This is a genomic window from Sphingobium sp. JS3065, from assembly GCF_026427355.1.
In the GTDB taxonomy this organism is placed as follows: domain Bacteria; phylum Pseudomonadota; class Alphaproteobacteria; order Sphingomonadales; family Sphingomonadaceae; genus Sphingobium.
Genome location: NZ_CP102665.1, coordinates 742,501 through 764,215 on the forward strand (window position 1 = coordinate 742,501; position 21,715 = coordinate 764,215).

Genomic DNA, 21,715 nt, shown 5'->3' on the forward strand with positions numbered 1-21,715 from the left:
GACATCAGGGGAATCGACCCCAGCAGCCCGATCCCCAGCGTCAGCACCGCCCCCGCGCCCAGGGTCGACAACACCAGCAGCCAGTCCGGCGCCCAGTGGAAATCGAATATCCGCACGATCACGAACCAGGCCGCCGCCAGCCCCAGCCCCAGCGCCACCAGCGCCAGCACCCCCGCCAGCAGCGCATATTCGATAGCCTGCGCGCCCAATATCTGCCCCCGCGTCGCGCCCAGCGTTTTCAGGATCACACTGTCATAGGCCCGCGCCTGCCGGGACGCCGCGATCGCGCCGATCAGCACGGCGATGCCCGCCAATATGGCGACCGATCCCGCCAGCACGATGGCGGTCGACATCTGCCCCAGCAGCACGGTGACCTGCGCCACCACCTCGCCCACCGCGATGATGGAGACGGAGGGGAAAGCGGCCAGCAGCGCGCGCGTCATCGCCCCTTCCGACCCGCCTTTCGTCGTGCCGCCTTTCGTCGTGATCGTCGCGGACAGGCTGTGCGGCGCGCTGCGCAACGTGTCGGGTGAGAAGACCATGATGTAGTTGAAGCCCATCGTCTCCCAATTGACCTGCCGCAGGGATGCGATGCGCGCCTCTATCTCCCGCCCCAGCACCGACACGGTCAGCGTGTCGCCAACATCGACGCCCATCACCTCCGCCGCCTCCCGGTCGAGCGAGATCAGCGGCGGCCCGGCATAGTCGCGGGGCCACCACTGGCCCTTCACCAGTTCCGATCCTTCGGGCAGCGCATCGCTATAGGTGACGCCCCGCTCCCCGCGCAGGAACCATGCGCCTTCGGGCAATTGCTTCAGGTCCGCCACCCGCTGCCCGCCATAGGCGACGATGGTTCCCCGCAGGGTCGGCACCATATTGACGCTGGCCCCCGGCGCTTCCTTCGCGACCAGGGCGAGGAAGCGGTCCTTTCCGGCGATGGGGATGTCCAGCACGAACTGGTCGGGCGCGGTGCGCGGCACCGTGTTGCGGATTTCGGCGCTGAGGCTGGACTGGATCGCCGCCAGCGTCACGAACAAAGTCAGCCCCAGCCCCAGCGCCACCACCAGCGCCGAAGTCTGCGCACCCGGCCGGTGAAGATTGGCCACCGCCAGCCGGGCCAGCGGACGGCGCGGCGCGGGCGCGCGGCGCGCCCCATGCCGGACCAACAGCCCCATGCCGGTCAGCAGCGCCAGCATGGCCGCGACCGCGCCCAGCATCGCCGCCGCGAACCACGGCTCCCGCGCCGTGCCCAGCGCCAGCGCAACGGCTGCGGCCCCGGCCGCGCCCACCGCGATCATGCTCGCCCGGTCGACGCCGCGCCGCCGGTCCACCGTTTCGCGGAACAGGGCGGCGGCGGGCAGGGTCCGCGCATGGGCCAACGGCGGCATGGTGAAGATGAAGGCGATCAGCAGGCCGTAAAGCGCGCTGGTGACCAGCGGCCAGGGCGCGACGGCGAAACCCGGCTGCACCGGCAATATGTCCCGCATCGCCGTCACCAGCCCCAGCGGCAGCACGACCCCCGCCGCCAGCCCGCAGCCGATGGCCAGCATGGCGACCGCGCCGATCTGCATCAGGTAGATGCGGGCGATGTCGGCGGATGAAGCGCCCAAAATCTTCAACGTCGCGATGCCGTTGCGCTTGATCGCCAGATAGGATGCGACCCCGTTGCTGACCCCGATGCCCGCAATGGCCAGCGCGGCGAGGCCGATCAGCGACAGAAACTGCCCCATCCGCTCCAGGAAACGGCTGGTCCCCGGCGCCGCGCCGTCGCGATCCTTGATCTCGAATCCGGCGGAGGGGAAGGCGCGGTTCAGCCTTTCCCCCGCCGCCCCGGCATCCGCGCCGGCCGCCAGACGAATCCGGTATTTGCTCTCATAAAGGCTGCCCGGCTGGATCAGGCCCGTGCGCCTTATGCCCTCCATGGAGGTGAGCGCCACCGGCCCCAGGGTGAAGCCCTCCCCCACCCGATCCGGCTCCTCCGCGATGATGCCCCGGATGCGGAAGGTCGCCGCGCCATAGCGCAATCCATCGCCCGGCTTCACGTCCAGCCTGTCCGCCAGCGCCTGCCCGATGACCAGTTCGTCGGCGCGCATCGGCCCGGCGCGCCCGCCCTTCAGCGTCAGCGCACCGTAGAGCGGATAGGCCTCGTCCACACCCTTCAATTCCGTCAGAACGGCGGAGGGGCCATCGCCCTCCCCAACCCGCTGGGCCATGGCCCGCAGGCGGACCGTCTCGCTCAACGCGCCCTCGCGCCGGAAGGCCGCCTTCTCCGCCGCGCTCGCCTCGCGCTGCGACATCGCCACTTCGACGTCGCCGCCCAGCAGCACCTGCCCCTTGGTCGCGATCTCGCCGGTGATCGCGGCGGTCAGGCCGCCGATGGTCGCCAGCGTCGCCACGCCCAGGAACAGGCAGATGAACAGCAGCCGCAACCCCCGGAAACCGCGATGCAGGTCGCGCCGGGCGATCCGCCAGCAGCCCCGCCAACCCAGCCCCGTCACGGCCTGCGATCCGCGACGATCAACCCGTCGCGCATCTCGACGATGCGGTCGCACCGCTCAGCCAGTCCGGGATCATGGGTGATGATCACCAGCGTCGCGCCGTTCGCCGCCCGCCGGGCGAAGATCAGTTCGACGATGGCCCCGCTGGTCGCCCCGTCCAGATTGCCCGTCGGTTCATCAGCGAAGAGGATGTCCGGCCCCGGCGCGACGGCGCGGGCGATGGCCACGCGCTGCTGCTCGCCCCCCGAAAGCTGCGCCGGATAATGGTGCAGCCGATGCCCCAGCCCCACCGCCGCCAGTTCGTCCGCAGCGCGGGCGAAGGCATCCCCGAACCCCGCCAGTTCCAGCGGCACGGCGACATTTTCCACCGCCGTCATGGTCGGCAGCAGGTGGAAGCTCTGCAATATGATGCCCACGCGCCCGCGCCGCGCCCGCGCCAGCGCATCCTCGTCCAGCGGCCCGTAATCGATCCCCGCGACCCGCACGTCGCCGCCGCTGGCGCGCTCCAGCCCCGACAGGATCGCCATCAGCGACGACTTGCCCGATCCGGACGGGCCAAGGATCGCCAGGCTCTCGCCCTTCGGGATGGAAAGGTCGATGCCCTTCAATATCTGCGTCGGCGCTTCGCGAGTCCCCAGCGAAAGGGTGACATTGCGCGCTTCAATCGCGATATGGGCGAGGGAGGACGAACCGTGCATCGGCGAAAGGAACCCCATGAAGGCGGGAAGACGGTCAATATATGTGGGCGCGGCAGCGATTGTGCAATTGCTCACCGCCTGTTCCGGCGAACCGGCCGCCAACAACAGCGCCGCGCCGTCCGCTGAGGCGCGGAACGCAGCCGCCCCGGTCGCGGACGGCCAGCTCGTCCTCGTCTTCGGCGACAGCCTCTATGCGGGCTATGGCGTGGCCCAGAATGAAAGCTTTCCCTTCCGCCTGGAACAGGCGCTGAAGGCGCGGGGTCTGGCGGCCCAGGTCCGCAATGCCGGGGTTTCGGGCGAAACCTCTTTGGGCGGGATGCAACGGCTGGCCTTCACGCTGGACGGCCTGCCGCGCAAGCCCGACCTGCTGCTGCTCGACCTGGGCGGCAACGACATGCTGCGCGGCCTGGCGCCGGAGGATAGCGAGAAAAATCTGCGCGCCATATTGGACGAACTGAAACGGCGGCAGATAGCCGTGCTGCTGACCGGCATGCTGGCCGCGCCCAATATGGGGGCGGACTATGGCGCGAAGTTCAACGCCATCTATCCCCGCCTGGCGAAAGATTACGGCCTGCCGCTCTACCCCTTCTTCCTGGACGGCGTGATCGGCGATCCCCGGCTGATGCAGGCGGATTCCATCCACCCCAATGCCGCCGGCGTGAACGTGATCGTGGGCAGGATCGCGCCCGTCGTCGCAGGGTTGCTGAAATCCGCCTGAAACGGACGCCTACCGATTGGTTGGAAGCGATCGTTCTTAATCCTCCTTACGCGAAGCGTAGGGAGGATTTTACTAGAGCGGTTCTCGATCTGATTGAATCAGATCGACCGCTCTATTCCTTTGTTTTACCGCGATTTCTTAAACGTCAGATGATGCCATCTGACTGGAAATCGCTCTAGCCCCCATCACTCCTCATCGATCAAAATACGCACCGCCGCCCCGTCCGTATCCTCGAACTGGCCATTGCCCAGCGCCCAGAAAAAGGCCGCCAGCCCCAGCAGGCCAAGGCCAAGCGCAATCGGGATCAGCAGGCTCAGCCCAATCATTTCACGGCTCCTTTCAAACGCAACGCATTGGCGACGACGATCAGCGAGGATGTCGACATGGCGACCGCCGCCACCAGCGGCGTCACCTTCCCCGCTATGGCCAGCGGCACCGCCAGCGCATTATAGCCGATGGCCAGCGCGAAATTCTGCTTCACCACCGCCACCGTCCGCCGCGCCGCATGCACGGTCAGCGCCACGGGGGCCAGCCTGTCGCCCAGGAACACGGCGTCGGCGGCAAGCTGGCTCGCGTCGCTGGCGGATGCGGGCGCCATGCTGGCATGCCCCGCCGCCAGAGCCGGGCCGTCGTTCAGACCGTCCCCGACCATCAGCACCTTCTCGCCCCCGGCCTTCAGCCGCCCGATCAGCGCCAGCTTGTCCGCCGGGCGCAGACGGCCGATGGCGGTGACGCCGGTCGTCCGGGCGATCTCCTCCAGCGCGTCGGGGCGGTCGCCGCTGGCGATCAGCACCTTCACCCCCATGCCGCGCAGGACGTCCAGCGTCTCCGCCGCATCGGGCCGCAGCGCGTCGGTGAAGCCCAGCAACATGGCCTGATCGCCCCGCCGATATTCCGCCGCCAGCCCGAACAGGTTGATCAGGCTGCGCGGCCGCGCCAGCGACACGGCCACGCCTTCATAGTCCCCGAACACCCCCTCCCCCGCCACTTCGCGCACATTGTCGAGCATGGCAGGCGTCACCCCCCGCGCCTCCAGCGCCTGCCGCAAGGCGACGCTCAGCGGATGGCGCGAGGCCCGCGACAGCGACAGCAGGATCGACCGGTCGTCCCGCCACAAACGGCGCAGCCCCATCGGCACGGGACGGCCCAGCGTCAGCGTGCCGGTCTTGTCGAACACCGCTTCGCTGACCTCCGCCAGCCGCTCCAGCGCCGACCCGTCCTTCACCAGCACGCCCCGCCGCATCAGCGCGCCGCAAGCGACGATCTGCGCCGCCGGCACCGCCAGCCCCAGAGCGCAGGGACAGGTGATCAGCAGCACCGCCACCGCGATCAGCAACGCCTGATGCACGCCCGCCCCCGCGATCATCCACCCCGCGAAGGACAGCGCCGCCAGCAGATGGACGCAGGGCGCATAGAGCCGCGCCGCCCGGTCGGCCAGGCGGACATAGCGCGACTTGCCCTGCGCAGCCTCCTCCATCAGCCGGGCGATGTCGGCGATGACGGTATCGGCCCCCGCCGCCGTCACCTCTACCCGGATCGGTCCCTCGACATTGAGCGCTCCCGCCTGCACGCCATCGCCGGGGTGGACCCGCACCGGCGCGCTCTCCCCTGTCAGGAAGGCGATGTCGATCCCGCTTTCGCCCTCCACCACGCGCCCGTCGGCGGCCAGCCTTTCGCCAGCCGCGACCAATATCGTCATGCCCGGCCGCAGCGCATCGGCCCGCATCCACCGGCTGCTCCCGTCCTTCTCCAGCACCAGCGCGCCCGGCGCGGTCTGCTTCAGCAGCGCCGCCACCCCCGCCCGCGCCCGCCCGCGCATCATGCTGTCCAGCGCCCGCCCCGCCAGCAGGAAGAAGAGCAGCATCACCGCCCCGTCGAACCAGGCATGCGCGCCGCCGATGACGGTCTCATACAGGCTCATGCCGGTCGTCAGCAGCACGCCGATGCTGATCGGCACGTCCATGTTCGTCCGCCCCTGCCGCAGCGCCGCGAAGGCCGACCGGAAGAAAGGCTGACCCGCATAGGCCACCGTCGGCAGGGCGATCAGCGCGGAGAGCCAGTGGAACATCCCCCGCGTCGCGCCCGCCGCCCCGGACCAGACCGACACCGACAGCAGCATGATGTTCATCGCCGCGAAGCCAGCCACCACCAGCGCCCGCGTCAGGCGGCGACTTTCCGCCGCCGCGACGTCCAGCCCCGCGTCGGCCAGCGGTTCCGCCTCGAACCCCAGGGCGGCGATGGCGGCGCGCAGCTCCGGCGGGGTCAGCGCGGGGTCGTGGCGGATGGCGACCCGCTTCGCCCCCATATTGACCCGTGCGGACAGGATGCCGGGCTGGCGGGGCAACCCCTCCTCGATCTTGGCGATGCAGCCCGCGCAATGGATGCCGGGGACGGCGAACAGGCTTTCGGCCGTCTCCTCCGTGACGGGATCGGGGATCGGCGCTTTCGTGGCCATCAGTCGACCTCCCTCAACAAATGCTCCTCGCGCCCGGCGCGGCGCAGGTCGAAACGGATCTGCCAACGCCCCTCCGGCAAGGCCCGGTCGCTGGCATAGATGCCCGGCGTGGTCTCGCGGAAAGCCAGCGGCAGATCAGCCGCCCGCCCCAGCGGATGCTGCGCCACCGCCGTCACCTTGCCGCCCGCCAACGGCGTGCCCTTCGCGTCATTCAGCGTCAGCCCGACATGCCGCGCCGCATCCAGCGTCACCGCGTCCCGCCATCCCAGCCGCTTCTGCGCCCGCGCCTCCGCCAGCCAGCCGTTGAATTTCTGGCTGGCGACATAGGAGTTTTCGACCACCACGCCGCCGAAGGATCGTACCGCGACGGTCGCCATCAGCAGGTTGACCGCGATCGCCACGGCAAAGAAGGCCACCAGTATCGCCGTCATGTGCCAGCCGGTGAAGCGGCGGACGGGGGATGGTGCAGGGGTCATGTTCAAGGCCTTTCAAATCGTGCGGGTTCGCTGGCGCTGCCGCCCTCGCGATCCAGGGCGCGGGCGGTGAAACGGAAATCCTGCCGCGCCGGGCCGCCGGACGGCAGCGTCAGGAAGATGCGCAGCTTCGCCACGCTGTCGGCGGGCACCGTCGTCCGCACCGTGGAGGAAGCGGCCTCCCGCGATCCCGCATCGGTCCAGATCCTGCCGCCGGGCAGGCCGGCCAGGCCCACCTCCATTGGGCGGGGCCGCGCCTCCATATTGCGCAGCTTGACCGTATAGGCGTTGCGGATCGCGCCATCGGACAGGCGCACGAAAATCGGATTGCGGTCCTGCTGCGCGCTGATCTCCAGCCGATCCCGCGCCCCCAGCGCGAACAGCATGGCCGCGCCGATCCCCGCCCAGACCGCGAAATAGGCGATGATGCGCGGCCGCAGCAGCGTCCTCAGCACCGGGCGCGCCGCCGCGCCCTTCTGCTCCGCCTCCGCATCGTCCTGCGTGCAATAGTCGATCAGCCCACGCGGCCGCCCGACCTGCGCCATCACCTTGTCGCAGGCGTCGATGCACAGCGCACAGGTGATGCAGCCGATCTGCGGCCCTTCGCGAATGTCGATGCCGGTCGGGCAGACGGCGACACACTGGTTGCAGTCGATGCAGTCGCCATAGTCCCCCGGATGCGCTTGCGCCTTCTTCAGGCTCCCGCGCTTCTCCCCGCGCCAATGCCTGTAGGTGACGATCAGCGACTTTTCGTCCAGCATCGCCGTCTGGATGCGCGGCCAGGGGCACATATAGATGCACACCTGCTCCCGCATGAAGCCGCCCAGCACGAATGTCGTCGCGGTCAGCACAAAAGTCGTCGCATAGGCTTGCCACGCGGCGGTCCCGCTCCAGAATTCCCGTTGCAGCGTCGGGGCATCGGCGAAATAGAATATCCACGCGCCCCCGGTGACAAAGGCGATCCCCAGCCAGACCAACCATTTGAAGAGCCGCCGCGTGATCTTGGCCGCACCCCATGGCGCCTTGGCCAGCCGCAACTGCGCATTGCGGTCGCCGTCCACGAACCGCTCGACATGCTGGTAGAGGTCGGTCCACACCGTCTGCGGGCAGGCATAGCCGCACCAGGCCCGCCCCACCGCCGACGTGACCAGGAACAGCCCGATCCCCGCCATGATCAGCAGGCCCGCGACATAATAGAATTCCTGCGGCCATATCTCTATGGCGAACATGTAGAAGCGCCGATGGGCCAGGTCGACCAGCACCGCCTGGTCGGGCGCATAAGGCCCCCGGTCCCAGCGCAGCCAGGGCGTGCCCCAGTAGACAAGCAGCGTCACCGCCATGATCGCCCATTTCAGGCGGCGGTAGAAGCCGTCGACAGCCTTGGGATAGACCCCCTTGCGCTTCTCGTAGAGCGGTGCGGACATCAGCATCCCGCTATTCCTCCCCATGCAAGCATGGGGAGGATCAGGAAAGCCTCACCGCCCCCCATTGCCCTCACCCCCGCCCAGGCTATGCACATAGGCCGCCAGCATGCGGATGGTCGCCTTGTCCAGCTTGTCGTCCCAGCGCGGCATCACCCCATGGCGGCTGTTCCACACGGTCTCGCGAATGCTCCCCGCGTCGCCGCCATAGAGCCAGATCGCATCGGTCAGATCGGGCGCGCCCACCTCCCGGCTCCCCTTGCCCGCAGGCCCATGGCAAACCGCGCAATTGTCTGCAAAGACCTGCCCACCCCGCCGCGCCGCCGCGCTCGCCCCGTCCTGCCCGCTGATCGCCCGGACATGCGCCACCACGTCATCGACCTGCGCGGCCGTCAGCAATTGATCCTTGCCGAAAGCAGGCATCAGCGACTGGCGCGTGGCATCATGGTTCGGGTTGCGGATGCCGTCCGTGACGGTCTTCTCGATCCCCGCCAGATCGCCGCCCCACAACCAGTCGTCGTCATTCAGGTTCGGATAACCCTTCGACCCCGCCGCCCCCGACCCATGGCACTGGACGCAATGCACCCGGAAAGCGGCGCGCCCGCCCTCGACCGCCTGCTGCATCAGTTCGGGCCGCCCCGGCAGCGCCGTGATCGGCGTCTCCGCAATCGCCTTCCGGATCGGCGCGATCTGCCTTTCCCGCGCCGCCAGTTCCTTGTCCAGCGCCCCCCGGCTCGACCAGCCCAGCATGCCGCCGGTCGCCCGGTCGATCATCGGGATGGCCGGATAGGCGATCACATAACCGATGGAAAACAGGATCGTCGCATAGAAGGTCCACAGCCACCAGCGCGGCAGCGGCGTGTCCAGTTCCTGGATGCCGTCCCATTCATGATGCTTGATCTCCGTCCCTGTGGCGGCGTCGATGCGCTTGTCGTCAGCCATGATCGGCTTCCTCTTGTTCGAAAATGGCGAGCGCCGCTTCCGCGCTGCGCTGCCGCCCATGGGGCAGGAAGTGCCAGCCGATGAGGGTCACATAGACCACCCCCATGAACACCAGCCCCCAGCTATCGGCGAAATGCCGCAAGGCGTCGTAGCTCATCTGTCGACCTCTTGCGGCTTGGCGCTGTCCACATCGACCAGCGTGCCCAGCATCTGGAGATAGGCGACCAGCGCGTCCATCTCCGTCAGCTTGCCCGGATCGCCGTCGAAGTCCCGCGCCTGCGCCTTGGGATAGCGTTTCAGAAGGCCGCTGCTGTCCGCATCCGGATCGGCCTGCGCCTTCAGGTCGTCATTGGCCTTGGCGATATCCTCCTTCGCATAAGGCACGCCGACATCGTTCAGCGCCGCCAGATCCCGGCGCATGTCGCCCGCCTTCAACTCGCGCTCCGCCAGGAAGGCATAGCCGGGCATGATCGATTCCGGCACCACGGCGCGGGGGTCTTTCAGATGCTGGACATGCCACTCATCCGAATATCGCCCGCCCACCCGCGCCAGGTCCGGCCCGGTCCGCTTCGATCCCCACTGGAAGGGATGGTCGTACATGCTCTCGGCGGCCAGGCTGTAATGGCCATAACGTTCGGTCTCGTCCCGGAAGGGCCGGATCATCTGGCTGTGGCAATTATAGCAGCCCTCGCGAACATAGATATTCCGTCCCGCCAGCTCCAGCGGCGTATAGGGGCGCACGCCCTCCACCTTCTCGATCGTGTTGTCGATCCAGAAGAGCGGCGCGATCTCCACGATGCCGCCGATGGCGACGACGATCAGCGACGCGATGCCCAGCAGGGAAACATTCCGCTCCAGCCTGCCATGGTCGAAGAACTTGCCCTTGGTCTTGGTTGCCATGTCCGGATACTCCTTCAGGCAGGCTGGGTGACGAGCGGCCGGTCGGCTTCGGCGTCATAGGCCGCATCGTTCATCGGCTTCTCCACGCGCAGCGGACTGCCCGCGATCGTCCTGCCGATGTTCCAGGCCATGACGATGGCGCCGCTCAGGTACAGCAGGCCCCCCGCCGCCCGGATCAGGTACATGGGGAACATGGCGCTCACCACTTCGGAAAAGGCGTAGACGAGGTAGCCGTCGCTGCCATATTCGCGCCACATCAGCCCCTGCATGATGCCCGCGACCCACATCGACGCGGCGTAGAGGACGATCCCCACCGTCGCCAGCCAGAAGTGCCAGTTCACCAGGCGAAGACTGTACAGCCGCTCCCGCTTCCACAGTCGCGGCGTCAGATAATAGAGGCAGGCGAAAGTGATGAGGCCATTCCAGCCCAGCGCACCGCTATGCACATGGCCGATGGTCCAGTCGGTATAGTGGGAAAGACTGTTGACCGCCTTCACCGACATCATCGGACCTTCGAAGGTCGACATGCCATAGAAGGCCAGCGCCATCACCATCATGCGGATGATCGGATCGGTGCGGATGCGGTCCCATGCGCCGTTCAGCGTCATCAGCCCGTTGATCATCCCGCCCCAGCTAGGCATCCACAGCATGACCGAAAAGACCATGCCCAACGTCTGCGCCCAGTCGGGCAGCGCGGTATAGTGAAGATGGTGCGGACCCGCCCAGATATAGAGGAAGATCAGCGACCAGAAGTGGATGATGGAAAGCCTGTAACTATAGACCGGCCGCTCCGCCTGCTTGGGCACGAAATAATACATCATGGCCAGGAAGCCGGCGGTCAGGAAGAAACCGACCGCATTATGCCCGTACCACCACTGCGTCAGCGCATCCTGCACCCCCGCGAAGGCGCTGTAGCTCTTGGAACCGAGCAGGCTGACCGGCATGGAAAGATTGTTGACGATATGCAGCATCGCGATCGTCAGGATGAAGCTCAGGTAAAACCAGTTCGCCACATAGATATGCGGCTCGCTGCGGCGCAGGATGGTGCCGCCGAAGACGACCAGATAGGCGACCCAGACGATGGTCAGCCACAGGTCGACATACCATTCCGGCTCGGCATATTCCTTGCCTTCGGTAATGCCCAGCAGATAGCCGGTCGCCGCCAGCAGGATGAAAAGCTGATACCCCCAGAAGACGAACCGCGCCAACGCCGGAAAGGCCAGCCGCGCCCGGCAGGTCCGCTGCACCACGTAAAAGCTGGTGGCGATCAGCGCATTGCCCCCGAAGGCGAAGATGACGGCGGAGGTATGCAACGGCCGCAGCCGCCCGAAGCTGGTATATTCGATCCCCAGGTTGAGCGCCGGAAAGGCCAGTTGCAGCGCGATGTACAGCCCGGCCAGAAAGCCCGCCAGGCCCCAGAAGACGGTCGCGATCACGCCCCAGCGGACCGGATCGTCGTCATATTTCCCCTGGGACGCGGGCATCTTCAGCAACCCGCGGGTGATCGCCTCATAATCGGCATGCCGCATCGTCAGCACCGCCACGGCCAGCGCGGCGGCGCAGACGATGCCCATATGCACGGCAAAGCCGAAGTCCGCCGCCGCCAGCGCCGCCAGAAAGGCCAGCGTCGCGAGCGCGAACCAGCCGCCCGTCTTCCACACCAGTTGCTCCATAGGATTTCCCCGTCAAAGGCTATGCGGCGTCCTTCGTCCGGGAGCCGCCCTTATGCATTGACCTCTGTCAAAGCCGGAGGCGCGGGTATGTAGGGGAATGTCCTTATGGGGGTGGGAAGCGGACATTCCAAATCCCTCTCACTTGAGGGTCGGCCAGAGGCACGTGACTCTGGCCGAGGTTGCGCAGACTGGCAGCTTGCTGCCTTAGTCGTAGCTGGGTGAGGGGAGCGAACAGGTCGATCATGCCCCCGGCATGATCTAAGGGCTGCGGGGCAGCCCTTACCTGTTCGCTCGATCCAACGGATCGCGCGGGCCGCAGGCCCGCTCCCCCTCATCCAACTCCGCCTAGGCTCCTTCGTCGCCAAGGCTCCATATCCTTCTCCCTCAAGGGAGAAGGAATGTCCTGGATTGTCCAAAAACCGCCCTCATTCCCCGTCGGCCATCCCCTCCAGCCGCTCGACATCGACAACACGCACCCCGCGCCGCCCGGCCAGCGCGATCACGCCCATCCGCTTCAAATCGCCGATCTGGCGCGACACCGTCTCTATGGTCAGCCCCAGCACATCGGCGATCTGCTGCCGCGACAAAGGCAATTCGATCACCCCGTCCCGGTCCGCCCGAAGCCGCCTGCGCATGTCGAGCAGCAAGGTCGCCACCTTCTCCCGCGCATTCTTCCGCCCCAGCAGCAGCATCCACGCCCGCGTCCGGTCCAGATCGTCCAGCGTCCGCTGCAACAAGCGATGCTCCAATGCCGCATGCTCCCGCGCAAAGCCGTCAAAGGCCCCGCGCGGATAAAGGCACAGCCGCGCATCGGTCAGCGCCGTGACGCTGTGCGGCGTCCGCGCTCCAAAGGGCCGGCCGATGAAATCCGATGCATAGACGACGCCGACGATCTGCTCGCGCCCGTCGCCGGTGGAGGTGGACAGCTTCAACGTCCCCTCGATCACATTGGCGACCAGCGTCGAACTGTCGCCTTCCCACATCACGGTCTGCCCGGCCTGCAACGACACCCGCCGCCCGATCCGGTTCAGCGCCGCGCGCTCCTGTTCGCCCAGGTCTGCGCAGATCGCCTGATCGCGCACCTCGCACCGGTCGCAATATTGGCTGCTACAGCCCGTGGACGGCGCCGCCGCCAGGACGAAATCCACGTCCCGCGGCGGCCTTTGCGCCAGATCAAATCGCATATCCATGCGCCGATCCATGCCGCCCCGGCACGACTCAACCTATCCGTAATTTTCCCTAGGCCGCGTGGGCGAACCTATCCTAATCCTCCCCACGCTGCGCGCAGGGAGGATTTTCGCCCCGTCAGAACTTCATCCCCACGCCCACGCCGAAGACGAAGGGGTCAAGCTCCAGCTTCACCCTCTGCACGCCCGCACCGGCGGTCGACAGCCGCGCCGTGGTATCGATGTCGATATATTTGACGTCGAAATTCAAAAACATCCGCTCATTGAGGTCGATGTCGACCCCGACCTGCCCCGCCCAGCCGAAGCTGTCGGACATATGCACCCTGGTCGCGCCCACCGCGCCTTCCAGCGCGCCCGAAGCCTTCTCATTATAGAAGAGCGTATAATTCACTCCCGCCCCGACATAGGGCCTGATCTTCCCCTCCGGCAGGAAATGATATTGCGCCGTCAGCGTCGGCGGCAACACCCAGATGGAGGCCAGCCTGCCGATGCCTCCGGTCGCGCCGCTCCGCCCGCTCGCGCTATGCTTGGTGGTCGCGGCGATCAGTTCGAAGCCGATATGGTCGGTCGCCATATAGGTGATGTCGACTTCCGGCATCACGCTGTTATCCACCTTCACCTTCTCGCCCGGAAAGGCGGGCAGCACGCTCCCGCTCTTCTCGTTGGGCGCGACCATGATGCCGCGCAGCCGCACCAGCACGTCGCCCTGCGCCGCCTGTGCAGGCCCGGCCAGAGCCACGCAACCGGCGGCCGCGCCCAGCAGGATCGTCTTGATGCTCATGTCCCTGATCTCCATCCCTGTTTGTCGATGGCGCCCTTTTGCCGCGCCGCGCCGCGCCCGGCATTGATCCCGCGCAACCGGCAATTTGACCTGCCTCAACCCGGCGGGCCTTCCAGGGATGGAGAGGTTCGGGAAAAAGGAGACCGGCCGGAAAGCTATCCACCGGACAGGCGCGAAGATCGATGCGCAAGGCCGGTCCGTCCGCGACACAATATTTCGGCGAGGGATCCAATATACCCCAAACGGGGGATGCGGACCGACGCGCGGCTGAACTAGATCGCCTCGATATATTCGTCTTGAGGGGGTTTCCATGATCGGCCGGAATTCTATGCGTTCGCCCATTCGTCTGGGGCTCGCCATGGGCGTCAGCCTGTTCGCGCTGGGAACGGGCAGCGCCTTCGCGCAATTTTCGCCCACTTGCCCCGATGGCAGCGCGGGTCCGCTCTGCCTGATCGGCAACACGGATTCGATCGGCCCGATCGGCGGGACGCTGGGCACCGCCATCGTGGTGAACAACAGCGGCACGATTTCGGGCGACCCCGCCATCACCGCGGGCCAGGCGGTCGTGCTGTCGGTGACCAACGCGACCGGCGGCGTGATCGGCGGGGGCGTCAACGCCATCGTCTCGCCCGCCCGGACCGGCATTCCCCTGCTCAGCTTCAACATAAGCAACGCGGGCACGATCAACGGCAACGTCTCCTATGTGGAGCCGACCCCCGTCTCACCCCAAAATCCTCTGCCGGGCGCGCTTTATTATTATATCTCCGACGGCGGCACGCTGAACGGCAACCTGCAACTCGGAACGGGTTTCAGCAGCGCCAACTTCATCCAGCGCGGCGCGGACGACGGCGTGACGGGAACCATCTCCGCTGGCGGCGGCATCGATATCTACACGCGCAGCTATTCCCAGACGCAATCGCTGGAGCTTGGCGCGCGCACCCTGCCGACCAGCTTCGAGATTGAGGGGTTCGAGGTTCGCGGCGGTGCCACCACGGTGACGCTGACCGGCCAGGGGACGACGATCAGCCTGATGGGCGACGGCCATGTCGTGAACAATGGCACGATCAACCTGCTCGACACCGCGGGCCTTTACCCGCAGGGCGTGACCGTCGTGCCCGCCGCGATCAACTATTATCAACAGCGGTTCGCGACATTCCAGCGCGCCTTCGTGCCACCCGGCACCGTTCCGCTATACACGCCCGCCTATGGCGACGCCCTGGCCAGCTTCGTCAACGAAGGCACGGTCAACGGAGATATCCGGATCGCGACCGCGTCCTTCGCCAACAATGACGAGATCAACCTGAGCACGGGCGGCATCGGTTCGGTCATCACCACCTCGGCTGGCGAAGATTTCGCCTTCGCGAACGCCGGAACGATCGAAATGACGTTCAACGGCCAGCGTTCCCCCACGACCAATATCGAACGCGAGTTCGATGAGGGCGTGAACGCCGCCGTCCGCATCCGCCAGGCGCTGGAGACCACGACGCTGGCGGGCGCGACCATCGGCAACAGCGGCAGCATCGTCGGCGGCCTGGACGCCAATGTCGCGGCCGACATCTTCTCCTTCACCAACAGCGGCCTGATCGCCGGCATCGACGCCAGCGGATATTTCCAACGCGGCCTGACGCTGGCACTGGGCGAGCTGGACCTCGTCCTGCCCGACGCCAATGACGAGTTCAACGCGGACAGCGCGACGATCGTCAACACCGTCGACGGCGAGATTCGCGACGGCTTCTACGCGGGCGCCGCGACGCAGAATCTGCGGTTCGAAAATCATGGCAGGATCGCGGCCTCGGCGCGGGAGGGCGGCACGGCGCTCCTGATCGAGACCGGCCTGCTGCAGGATGACGGACCGGGCGACGACGATGTCATCGACATCCCGGCCGAAAGCTTCGCCTTCACGAACAGCGGCACCATCGACGGCGCGGTGGAGATCGAGATCGGCAACCGGGTGGCGACCTTCGACAATAGCGGCGTCGTGACCCGCACGGAACTGGCCATCGACCAGGATAATCGTCCGCTGTTCGGCGGCGTCGCCGCCTTCGACGTGGAATCGGAAACGGACGTCGGCCACAGCATCGCCTTCAACAACAGCGGCAGCATCGTCGGGCAGGATCGCGGCGGATCGGGCCTGTTCATCGAAACCGAAGCGGGCGACGGTGACGAGCCGGGCGTCCCGACGGCGGATTCGACAATCACCCTGGTCAACAGCGGCACGATCAAGGCGACCGGCGGCGCGACCGTGGCGGTCCTCAACCCCAACACCCAGCAGCTTGTCGTCAACCAGATCGCGGCGGTCGGCATCGACCAGGAAAGCAGCGGCGCGGGCGTGGTCACCATCGAAAACCGCGAAGGCGGACTGATAGAGGTGTCGGGCACGCCGACCCTCCTCGTCCCGACGCCGCCGGTGGGCGACTTTGTCTACAGCCCCGTGCCCAACGGCGTGAACGGCGCGATGGCGACCGCCATCGGCGTGGCGGGCAAGACCGTGAACATCGTCAATGCGGGCATCATCCGGGGCGGCGCGGGCAGCGACTATTCGGCGGGCGGCGACTTCATCATCGACAATGCGCTGGGCCAGCCCAACCGCTATCTGGCGGGCGCGATCCACACCAGCGGCGACCAGCTTGACGACGACAGCGGCTTCCTGCCCTCGACCGACCATGTGACGAACGCCGCGACCGGCGTCATCATCGGCTCCATCGACCTCAACGCAGGCGACGACCGCATCGACAATGCCGGGCAGATCAGCGGCGACATCTATATGCGCGAGGGCGACGACACCATCGTCAACGCAGGCGTCATCGCCGGAACGGTGCGGATGGGCGACGGCAACGACAGCTTCATCCACCTGCTCGCGTCAGCCGTGCAGAACGGAACGGTCGACGGCGGCGCGGGAGAGGACACGCTGTCCTTCGACATCACCGGCACGACCTATACCGGCTCGATAGACCCGGCGCTGCGCAATCTGTTCACCGGCTTCGAGGTCGATAAGATCATCGGCACCGGCCAGGTCGTCGTCCAGCAGACGGTGGAGGTCGCCAGCGGCGGTCCGCTCAACCTGACCGAGGGGTCCAGCATCGTCGTCGCCCCCGGCGAAACGGCGATCAGCGGCGGCGCGACCAGCGTCAGCGTGTCGAACAGCGGCGAAGTGGTCGGCAATGTCGATCTGGGCGGCGGCGACAATGTGCTGACCAACATGGCGGGCGGCTCCATCACCGGCAACATCGTCACCGGCGACGGCGCGAACATGATCAGCAACCAGGGCGGCACGATCACCGGCAACGTCACGGCGGGCAGCGGCGCCGACAGCCTGGTCAACAGCGGCGCCATATCCGGCGACGTCGACCTGGGCGCGGGCGCGGACATGCTGACCATCGGCACCGGCGGCAGCTTCGGCGGCACGGTCGCCGCGGGCGGCGGAACCGACGTGCTGGCGTTCAACACCGGCAGCAGCTATGCCGAACAGACGACCATCGACGGTTCCAGCTTCACCGGTTTCGAACAGCTCAACAACAGCGCCGGCGTGAACGGCTTCACCGGCAATCTGGATGTGGAGACGGTGAACGTCACCGGCGGCCGCCTGATCGGCCAGGCCGGATCGACCCTGACCGGGACCGTCGAGGTCGCCAGCGGCGGCACGTTCGGCACGGCAGGCGCCGTCAACGGCGACGTCACCATCGGAACGGGCGCCACCCTTTCGCCGGGCGCATCGCCGGGCATCATGACGATCAACGGCAATCTGACCATCGCCAACGGCACGACGACGACCTTCGAATTCGTGCCCGTGGGCCAGAGCGACCAGATCGTGGTCAATGGCGGTTCGGTGTCCATCGGCGACAATACGACCGTCAACCTGACAGGATCGCTGACGCCGGGGGCCTCGCGCGATCTGATCGTCGTCAATGGCGGCGGCACGATCAGCGGCGAATTCGACATCGTCAACCGCGATCCCGGCATCGTCGGCGTGCTGCGCAACAACGGCGCGACGCTGCAACTGCTGGGCACCTTCGTCGCGCCGACCGGCGTCACCAGCCAGACGGACGCGGCGATCGACTATGTCAACGATCTGCTGATCGCCGGCACCGCCAGCGCCTCGCTGATCGATGCCGTTCCCCTGCTGCTCAGCGGCGGCACCGCCAATGCGGCGGCATTCGGTCAGTTGACGCCTGAAGCCTATGCCAGCGCATCGCAGCTTGGCGTGGAACAGGGGCTGGCGCTGGCCAGGGCCGGGCGCGCGGGCCTGGCGGCGACGACCCGCGAGACGGCGGGCCCCTTCACCTTCGCGCAGGGCCTGGGCGGCTGGCGCACGCTGAAGGGCGACGGGGCGACCGGCACCGCCACGGCGAAGAGCCACAGCTACGGCGTCGTGGGCGGCATCGGCTTCGGCAACGCCAACGGCTCCATCGGCGCCTTCGTCGGCTATGTCGACAGCCGCCAGACCCTCCTCGGCCGGGGAGCGCGCACCAATTCCGACGGCGTGGTCGCGGGCCTGACGGGCCATTTCCAGAGCGGCGGTTTCGAGGGGACCGCGACCGTCGCCTATGACTGGAGCGAAGCCAGCACGCGCCGCGCCGTACCCGGCGCCGCGACCGCCCTGTCGGGCGACTATCGCCTGCGCAGCCTGGTTCTGGACGGCACGCTGGGCTACAGCTTCCCCATGGGCGGCTGGGCCGTCCGGCCTGAAGTCGGCGTGACGCATGTCGCCACGCGCCGGGGCGCGACGACGGAAACCGGCAGCGCCGCCTTCGCGCTGGCGGTCGACCGGGCCAAGACCAGCGCGACCTTCATCGACGGCGGCATCAGGCTGAAGGACTCCGGCGATGGCGCTGGCTTCCACCCCTGGGCGGCGCTGGGCGTGCGCCATCAGTTGGAGGGCGAACGCTCCACCGCGCGCGCAGGCTTTGTCGGCAACGCGGCGCGGTTCACGGCGCTGGGCGCAGGCCGCAAGGAAACGATGGCCACCGCCGGGGCCGGGGTCAGCTACGACCTTGGCACGGGCCTCAGCCTCTATGGCGCCTATCAGGGCGAATTTGGCGGCGGCCGCAGCCATAACGTCAATGTGGGCGTCCGCTTCGCCTTCTGATCCGGGGGGGGGCGCACATGCGCTCCCCATTCATCACTCCATTTTCAGGACGCGATTCTGACGGGCTGAAATTCCGCCCGGTTGATTGAGATAGATCAAGGCGCAGGTGAACCCGGCATCCTACATCCCTCTCGACGCCGATGGCCGATCCCGGCTCCGGCGGCAGCGGGTCCAGGCCGGAGCAAGCCATCATGTTCATCGCAATTCCCCCCGAACCGGCGAATCCGGCCTGAGTCAGGACGATGTGGACCTATCATCCCGACCTGCTCGACCGGCCCGTGCCGCGCTACACCAGCTATCCCACCGCCGCGCAGTTCGGCGGCGGCGTCGGCGCGGCTGACCTGGCCGCCCGGCTGGACCGGGTGGAAAGGGACGACGCGCTCTCCCTTTATGTCCACATCCCCTATTGCCACGACATCTGCTGGTATTGCGGTTGCAACACGGGCGCGGCGAACCGCGTCCAGCGCCTCACCGCCTATGTGGAGGCGCTGGAGCGGGAGATCGCGACGGTCGCCGGGCGGCTGAACGGCAGGGGACGGGTACAGCGCATCGCCTTTGGCGGCGGCAGCCCCAACAGCCTGCCGCTGGTCGATTTCGTCCGTCTGCTCCAGCAATTGCTGCTCTGCTGCGACGCGCATCATGCCGAATTGTCGGTGGAACTCGACCCCCGCCGCCTGGACGGGCAATGGATATCGACCATGGCCGCCATGGGCGTCGACCGGGTCAATCTGGGCGTGCAGAGCTTCACCCCCCATGTCCAGGCGCGCATCGGCCGCATCCAGCCGCTCGACATGGTGGAGCGCGCCGTGGACCAGCTTCGCACCGCCGGGATCGCGACGGGTTTCGACCTGATGTACGGCCTGCCCGGCCAGACGGCGGACGACCTCGCCGCCACGCTGGACGCCGCCATCGCGATGCGGCCCGCCCGCATCGCCCTGTTCGGCTATGCCCATATGCCCCGGCTGCTGCCCCGCCAGCGTCGCATCGACGCGGGCGGCCTGCCCGATCTTTCCACCCGCTTCGCCATGGCGGCGCAGGGCTATGAAATGCTGACCGGCGCGGGCTATGATGCGATCGGCTTCGACCATTTCGCCCTGCCCCATGACGGCATGGCCGCCGCCGCCCGCGAAGGCCGCCTGCGCCGCAATTTCCAGGGCTTCACCGATGATCCGGCGGAGATTTTGCTGGGCCTGGGCGCCAGCGCGATCAGCCAGTTTCCCGACCTGATCGTTCAGAATGAGAAACAGGCCGGTCCCTGGCGCGCCCTGGCCGACGCCGGACAATTGACCGCCACCCGCGGCACGCTCCGCACGCCGGAGGACCGCCGCCGCGGCCGCATCATCGAAACCCTGCTCTGCCAGGGCGAGGCGCATGTCGGCACGGCGCACCCGCTGCCCGACCTCAGCCGCTTCGAACAGCTCGGCCTCGTCCGCCTGAGCGAAGGCCGGGTCGCGCTGACGCGGGACGCCCTGCCCTATGCGCGCAGCATCGCGGCCTGCTTCGACGCCTATCTGCAACCGGCGGAACAGCGGTTCAGCCATGCGGTCTAGCGCGTTGGCGTTCCTTGCCATCATCCCGTTGACGGCGGTCCACGCGCCCGCCGCCGCCACGCAAAGCCCCTGGTATTGCGGCTCCGCGCCGCCGGGCTGGACGCCGCCCTGGCAGCGCAAGCCCGCCGCGCCGGACGACAAGAGCGCGCCCTGCCATTTCATCCCCTGCGACCGGAAGAAGATGCGCACCATTCCCGCCGCCACGGATTGAACGGCTGCCCCCGTTCAGGCCAACGCCAGCACGCTCGTCAAAATGTTGCGCACCAGGTCCGCCTGCCCCCGCGCCCCGGTCTTGGCGTAGATTTTCTTCGAATAGTTGCGCGCCGTCTCCACCGTCAGCCCCAGATCGTCGGCCGCCTCGCCAATCGACATGCCCTGCGCGATGGCCCAGGCCAGCCGCGCCTCGCTGGGCAGCAGGCCGAACAGGTCGACCAACTGGTCGCACCGGTCCGCCTGCGACCATCGGTCTCCGCTGATATAGGCGATGGCGACCGGCGGCGACTGGACCGACAGGGACCGGTCCTGGATCGGACGCACCAGCATGTCGATCATCGGATCGCGGCTGAGGTTGATCGCCCTGGGCCGCCCGTCCGCATCCTCCGCAAAGCCCTTGACCAGCGCGGTCAATTCCCGGTCCACCGCCGGGGAAGCGGGTATCAGCCGGTCGTAACGCCCCCGCCGCAGCACGCTCGACCGCTGGAAAAGCTGCTCCAGATGCGGCGTCATGTCCACGATGCGGCACCGCGCATCCAGCGTCAGCCAGCCCGCATTGAGCCGCCCGAACGCCTCCGACGTCACTGACGACCGGAATTTCTCCCGCTCGAACGCGACGAAGCTGCGCAGCGCGATGCGCAGATGCGGCACCAGCGCGGTCAGCAGCGCGCCGACCGCCGGACCCACCTCCCGCCCGCCCGCGCAGCTCAGCCAGGCGTCCATCCCGCTCGGCTCGGTGACGCGGACGGATCGCATGTTGCTGATACCCAACGGCTCCAGAAACTCGGCGCGATAGCCCTGATGCACCGCGTCGCCGGGATCGAGCAGTTCGTCCAGCGTATAGACCCGCGCCTCCCGCATCTGCCGGCACGGCAGGGGGTCGCGCCCATATTTTTCGTTGAACAACCGGCCCAGATGCAGCGGCGGCGGCGGCCCGGCATAGAGTTCGACGATCCGTTCCTCATCCACCGGACGGAACGCCAGGCTGGCATAGGCCGCCCCCGTCCGCGCCCGCAGCTTTTCCAGGAATCCATGCCAAAGGGGTTGCTCGAACATACCCTCATGGAGGGCCGCCAATAATCCGCCATCGTCCAGTCGCATGGCTAATATGTATATCCTC

General features: G+C 67.3%; 17 protein-coding genes (1 of these 17 cut by a window edge). 4 read left to right on the plus strand and 13 right to left on the minus strand.

The genetic code is table 11. The features are described from left to right. A protein-coding gene (locus NUH86_RS20805) for an ABC transporter permease (RefSeq protein WP_267252387.1) crosses the window boundary here: on the minus strand, positions 1–2,498 show its 5' portion. Its footprint begins 34 nt before the window's first position; 2,498 of the gene's 2,532 nt are visible here — the first part of the coding sequence; its start codon is at positions 2,496–2,498; the stop codon falls past the left edge of the window. Beyond that, on the minus strand, positions 2,495–3,196 hold the full coding sequence (locus NUH86_RS20810) for an ABC transporter ATP-binding protein (RefSeq protein ID WP_267252388.1): 702 nt from the start codon (positions 3,194–3,196) through the stop codon (positions 2,495–2,497). The genes NUH86_RS20805 and NUH86_RS20810 overlap by 4 nt, the downstream gene beginning before the upstream one ends. A 16-nt stretch (positions 3,197–3,212) precedes the next feature. On the opposite strand from NUH86_RS20810, the gene NUH86_RS20815 reads away from it, so the two are divergent. After that, positions 3,213–3,914, plus strand: coding sequence for an arylesterase (locus NUH86_RS20815; RefSeq protein WP_267252389.1), 702 nt, complete (start codon positions 3,213–3,215; stop codon positions 3,912–3,914). A 185-nt stretch (positions 3,915–4,099) separates the two neighbouring features. On the opposite strand, the gene ccoS is transcribed toward NUH86_RS20815, so the two are convergent. The 10 genes from ccoS to NUH86_RS20865 all read right to left on the minus strand — a co-directional run bounded on the left by ccoS (position 4,100) and on the right by NUH86_RS20865 (position 13,746). Continuing rightward, positions 4,100–4,240: a cbb3-type cytochrome oxidase assembly protein CcoS gene (gene ccoS / locus NUH86_RS20820; protein ID WP_013849233.1), complete on the minus strand. Its 141-nt coding sequence runs from the start codon at positions 4,238–4,240 to the stop codon at positions 4,100–4,102. Then, complete coding sequence (locus NUH86_RS20825) at positions 4,237–6,369, minus strand: cation-translocating P-type ATPase (RefSeq protein ID WP_267252390.1); 2,133 nt, start codon at positions 6,367–6,369, stop codon at positions 4,237–4,239. The genes ccoS and NUH86_RS20825 overlap by 4 nt, the downstream gene beginning before the upstream one ends. Beyond that, complete coding sequence (locus NUH86_RS20830) at positions 6,369–6,845, minus strand: FixH family protein (protein ID WP_267252391.1); 477 nt, start codon at positions 6,843–6,845, stop codon at positions 6,369–6,371. The genes NUH86_RS20825 and NUH86_RS20830 overlap by 1 nt, the downstream gene beginning before the upstream one ends. Before the next feature lie 2 nt (positions 6,846–6,847). Next, positions 6,848–8,272: a cytochrome c oxidase accessory protein CcoG gene (gene ccoG / locus NUH86_RS20835; RefSeq protein ID WP_267252392.1), complete on the minus strand. Its 1,425-nt coding sequence runs from the start codon at positions 8,270–8,272 to the stop codon at positions 6,848–6,850. Between the two features lie 45 nt (positions 8,273–8,317). Further along, on the minus strand, positions 8,318–9,205 hold the full coding sequence (gene ccoP, locus NUH86_RS20840; RefSeq protein WP_267252393.1) for a cytochrome-c oxidase, cbb3-type subunit III: 888 nt from the start codon (positions 9,203–9,205) through the stop codon (positions 8,318–8,320). Further along, entirely contained in the window at positions 9,198–9,362 is a 165-nt protein-coding gene (locus NUH86_RS20845) for a cbb3-type cytochrome c oxidase subunit 3 (RefSeq protein ID WP_267252394.1), read from the minus strand. Before NUH86_RS20845 ends, ccoP begins: the two co-directional genes overlap by 8 nt. Beyond that, positions 9,359–10,105 carry a cytochrome-c oxidase, cbb3-type subunit II gene (gene ccoO / locus NUH86_RS20850; RefSeq protein ID WP_267252395.1) on the minus strand — a complete coding sequence of 249 codons (747 nt, stop codon included), beginning with the start codon at positions 10,103–10,105 and terminating at the stop codon, positions 9,359–9,361. The genes NUH86_RS20845 and ccoO overlap by 4 nt, the downstream gene beginning before the upstream one ends. A gap of 14 nt (positions 10,106–10,119) precedes the next feature. Next, complete coding sequence (gene ccoN, locus NUH86_RS20855) at positions 10,120–11,778, minus strand: cytochrome-c oxidase, cbb3-type subunit I (protein ID WP_267252396.1); 1,659 nt, start codon at positions 11,776–11,778, stop codon at positions 10,120–10,122. A 425-nt stretch (positions 11,779–12,203) separates the two neighbouring features. After that, a complete protein-coding gene (locus NUH86_RS20860) occupies positions 12,204–12,968 on the minus strand; it encodes a Crp/Fnr family transcriptional regulator (RefSeq protein ID WP_267252397.1) in 765 nt (254 codons plus the stop codon). Between the two features lie 115 nt (positions 12,969–13,083). After that, positions 13,084–13,746 carry an OmpW/AlkL family protein gene (locus NUH86_RS20865; protein WP_267252398.1) on the minus strand — a complete coding sequence of 221 codons (663 nt, stop codon included), beginning with the start codon at positions 13,744–13,746 and terminating at the stop codon, positions 13,084–13,086. Between the two features lie 310 nt (positions 13,747–14,056). Between NUH86_RS20865 and NUH86_RS20870 the strand changes: the two genes are divergently transcribed. The 3 genes from NUH86_RS20870 (at position 14,057) to NUH86_RS20880 (ending at position 20,593) form a co-directional block, all read left to right on the plus strand. Then, positions 14,057–18,832: an autotransporter outer membrane beta-barrel domain-containing protein gene (locus NUH86_RS20870; protein ID WP_267252399.1), complete on the plus strand. Its 4,776-nt coding sequence runs from the start codon at positions 14,057–14,059 to the stop codon at positions 18,830–18,832. Between the two features lie 242 nt (positions 18,833–19,074). Next, positions 19,075–20,382: an oxygen-independent coproporphyrinogen III oxidase gene (gene hemN, locus NUH86_RS20875; RefSeq protein WP_267252400.1), complete on the plus strand. Its 1,308-nt coding sequence runs from the start codon at positions 19,075–19,077 to the stop codon at positions 20,380–20,382. Further along, entirely contained in the window at positions 20,372–20,593 is a 222-nt protein-coding gene (locus tag NUH86_RS20880; protein WP_267252401.1) for a hypothetical protein, read from the plus strand. The genes hemN and NUH86_RS20880 overlap by 11 nt, the downstream gene beginning before the upstream one ends. A gap of 14 nt (positions 20,594–20,607) precedes the next feature. Here the strand turns inward: NUH86_RS20880 and NUH86_RS20885 are convergent, their stop codons facing one another. Next, the gene (locus NUH86_RS20885) at positions 20,608–21,696 is read right to left on the minus strand and encodes a helix-turn-helix transcriptional regulator (protein WP_267252402.1); all 1,089 of its coding nucleotides are present in this window, start codon (positions 21,694–21,696) and stop codon (positions 20,608–20,610) included. Positions 21,697–21,715 lie beyond the last annotated feature (19 nt).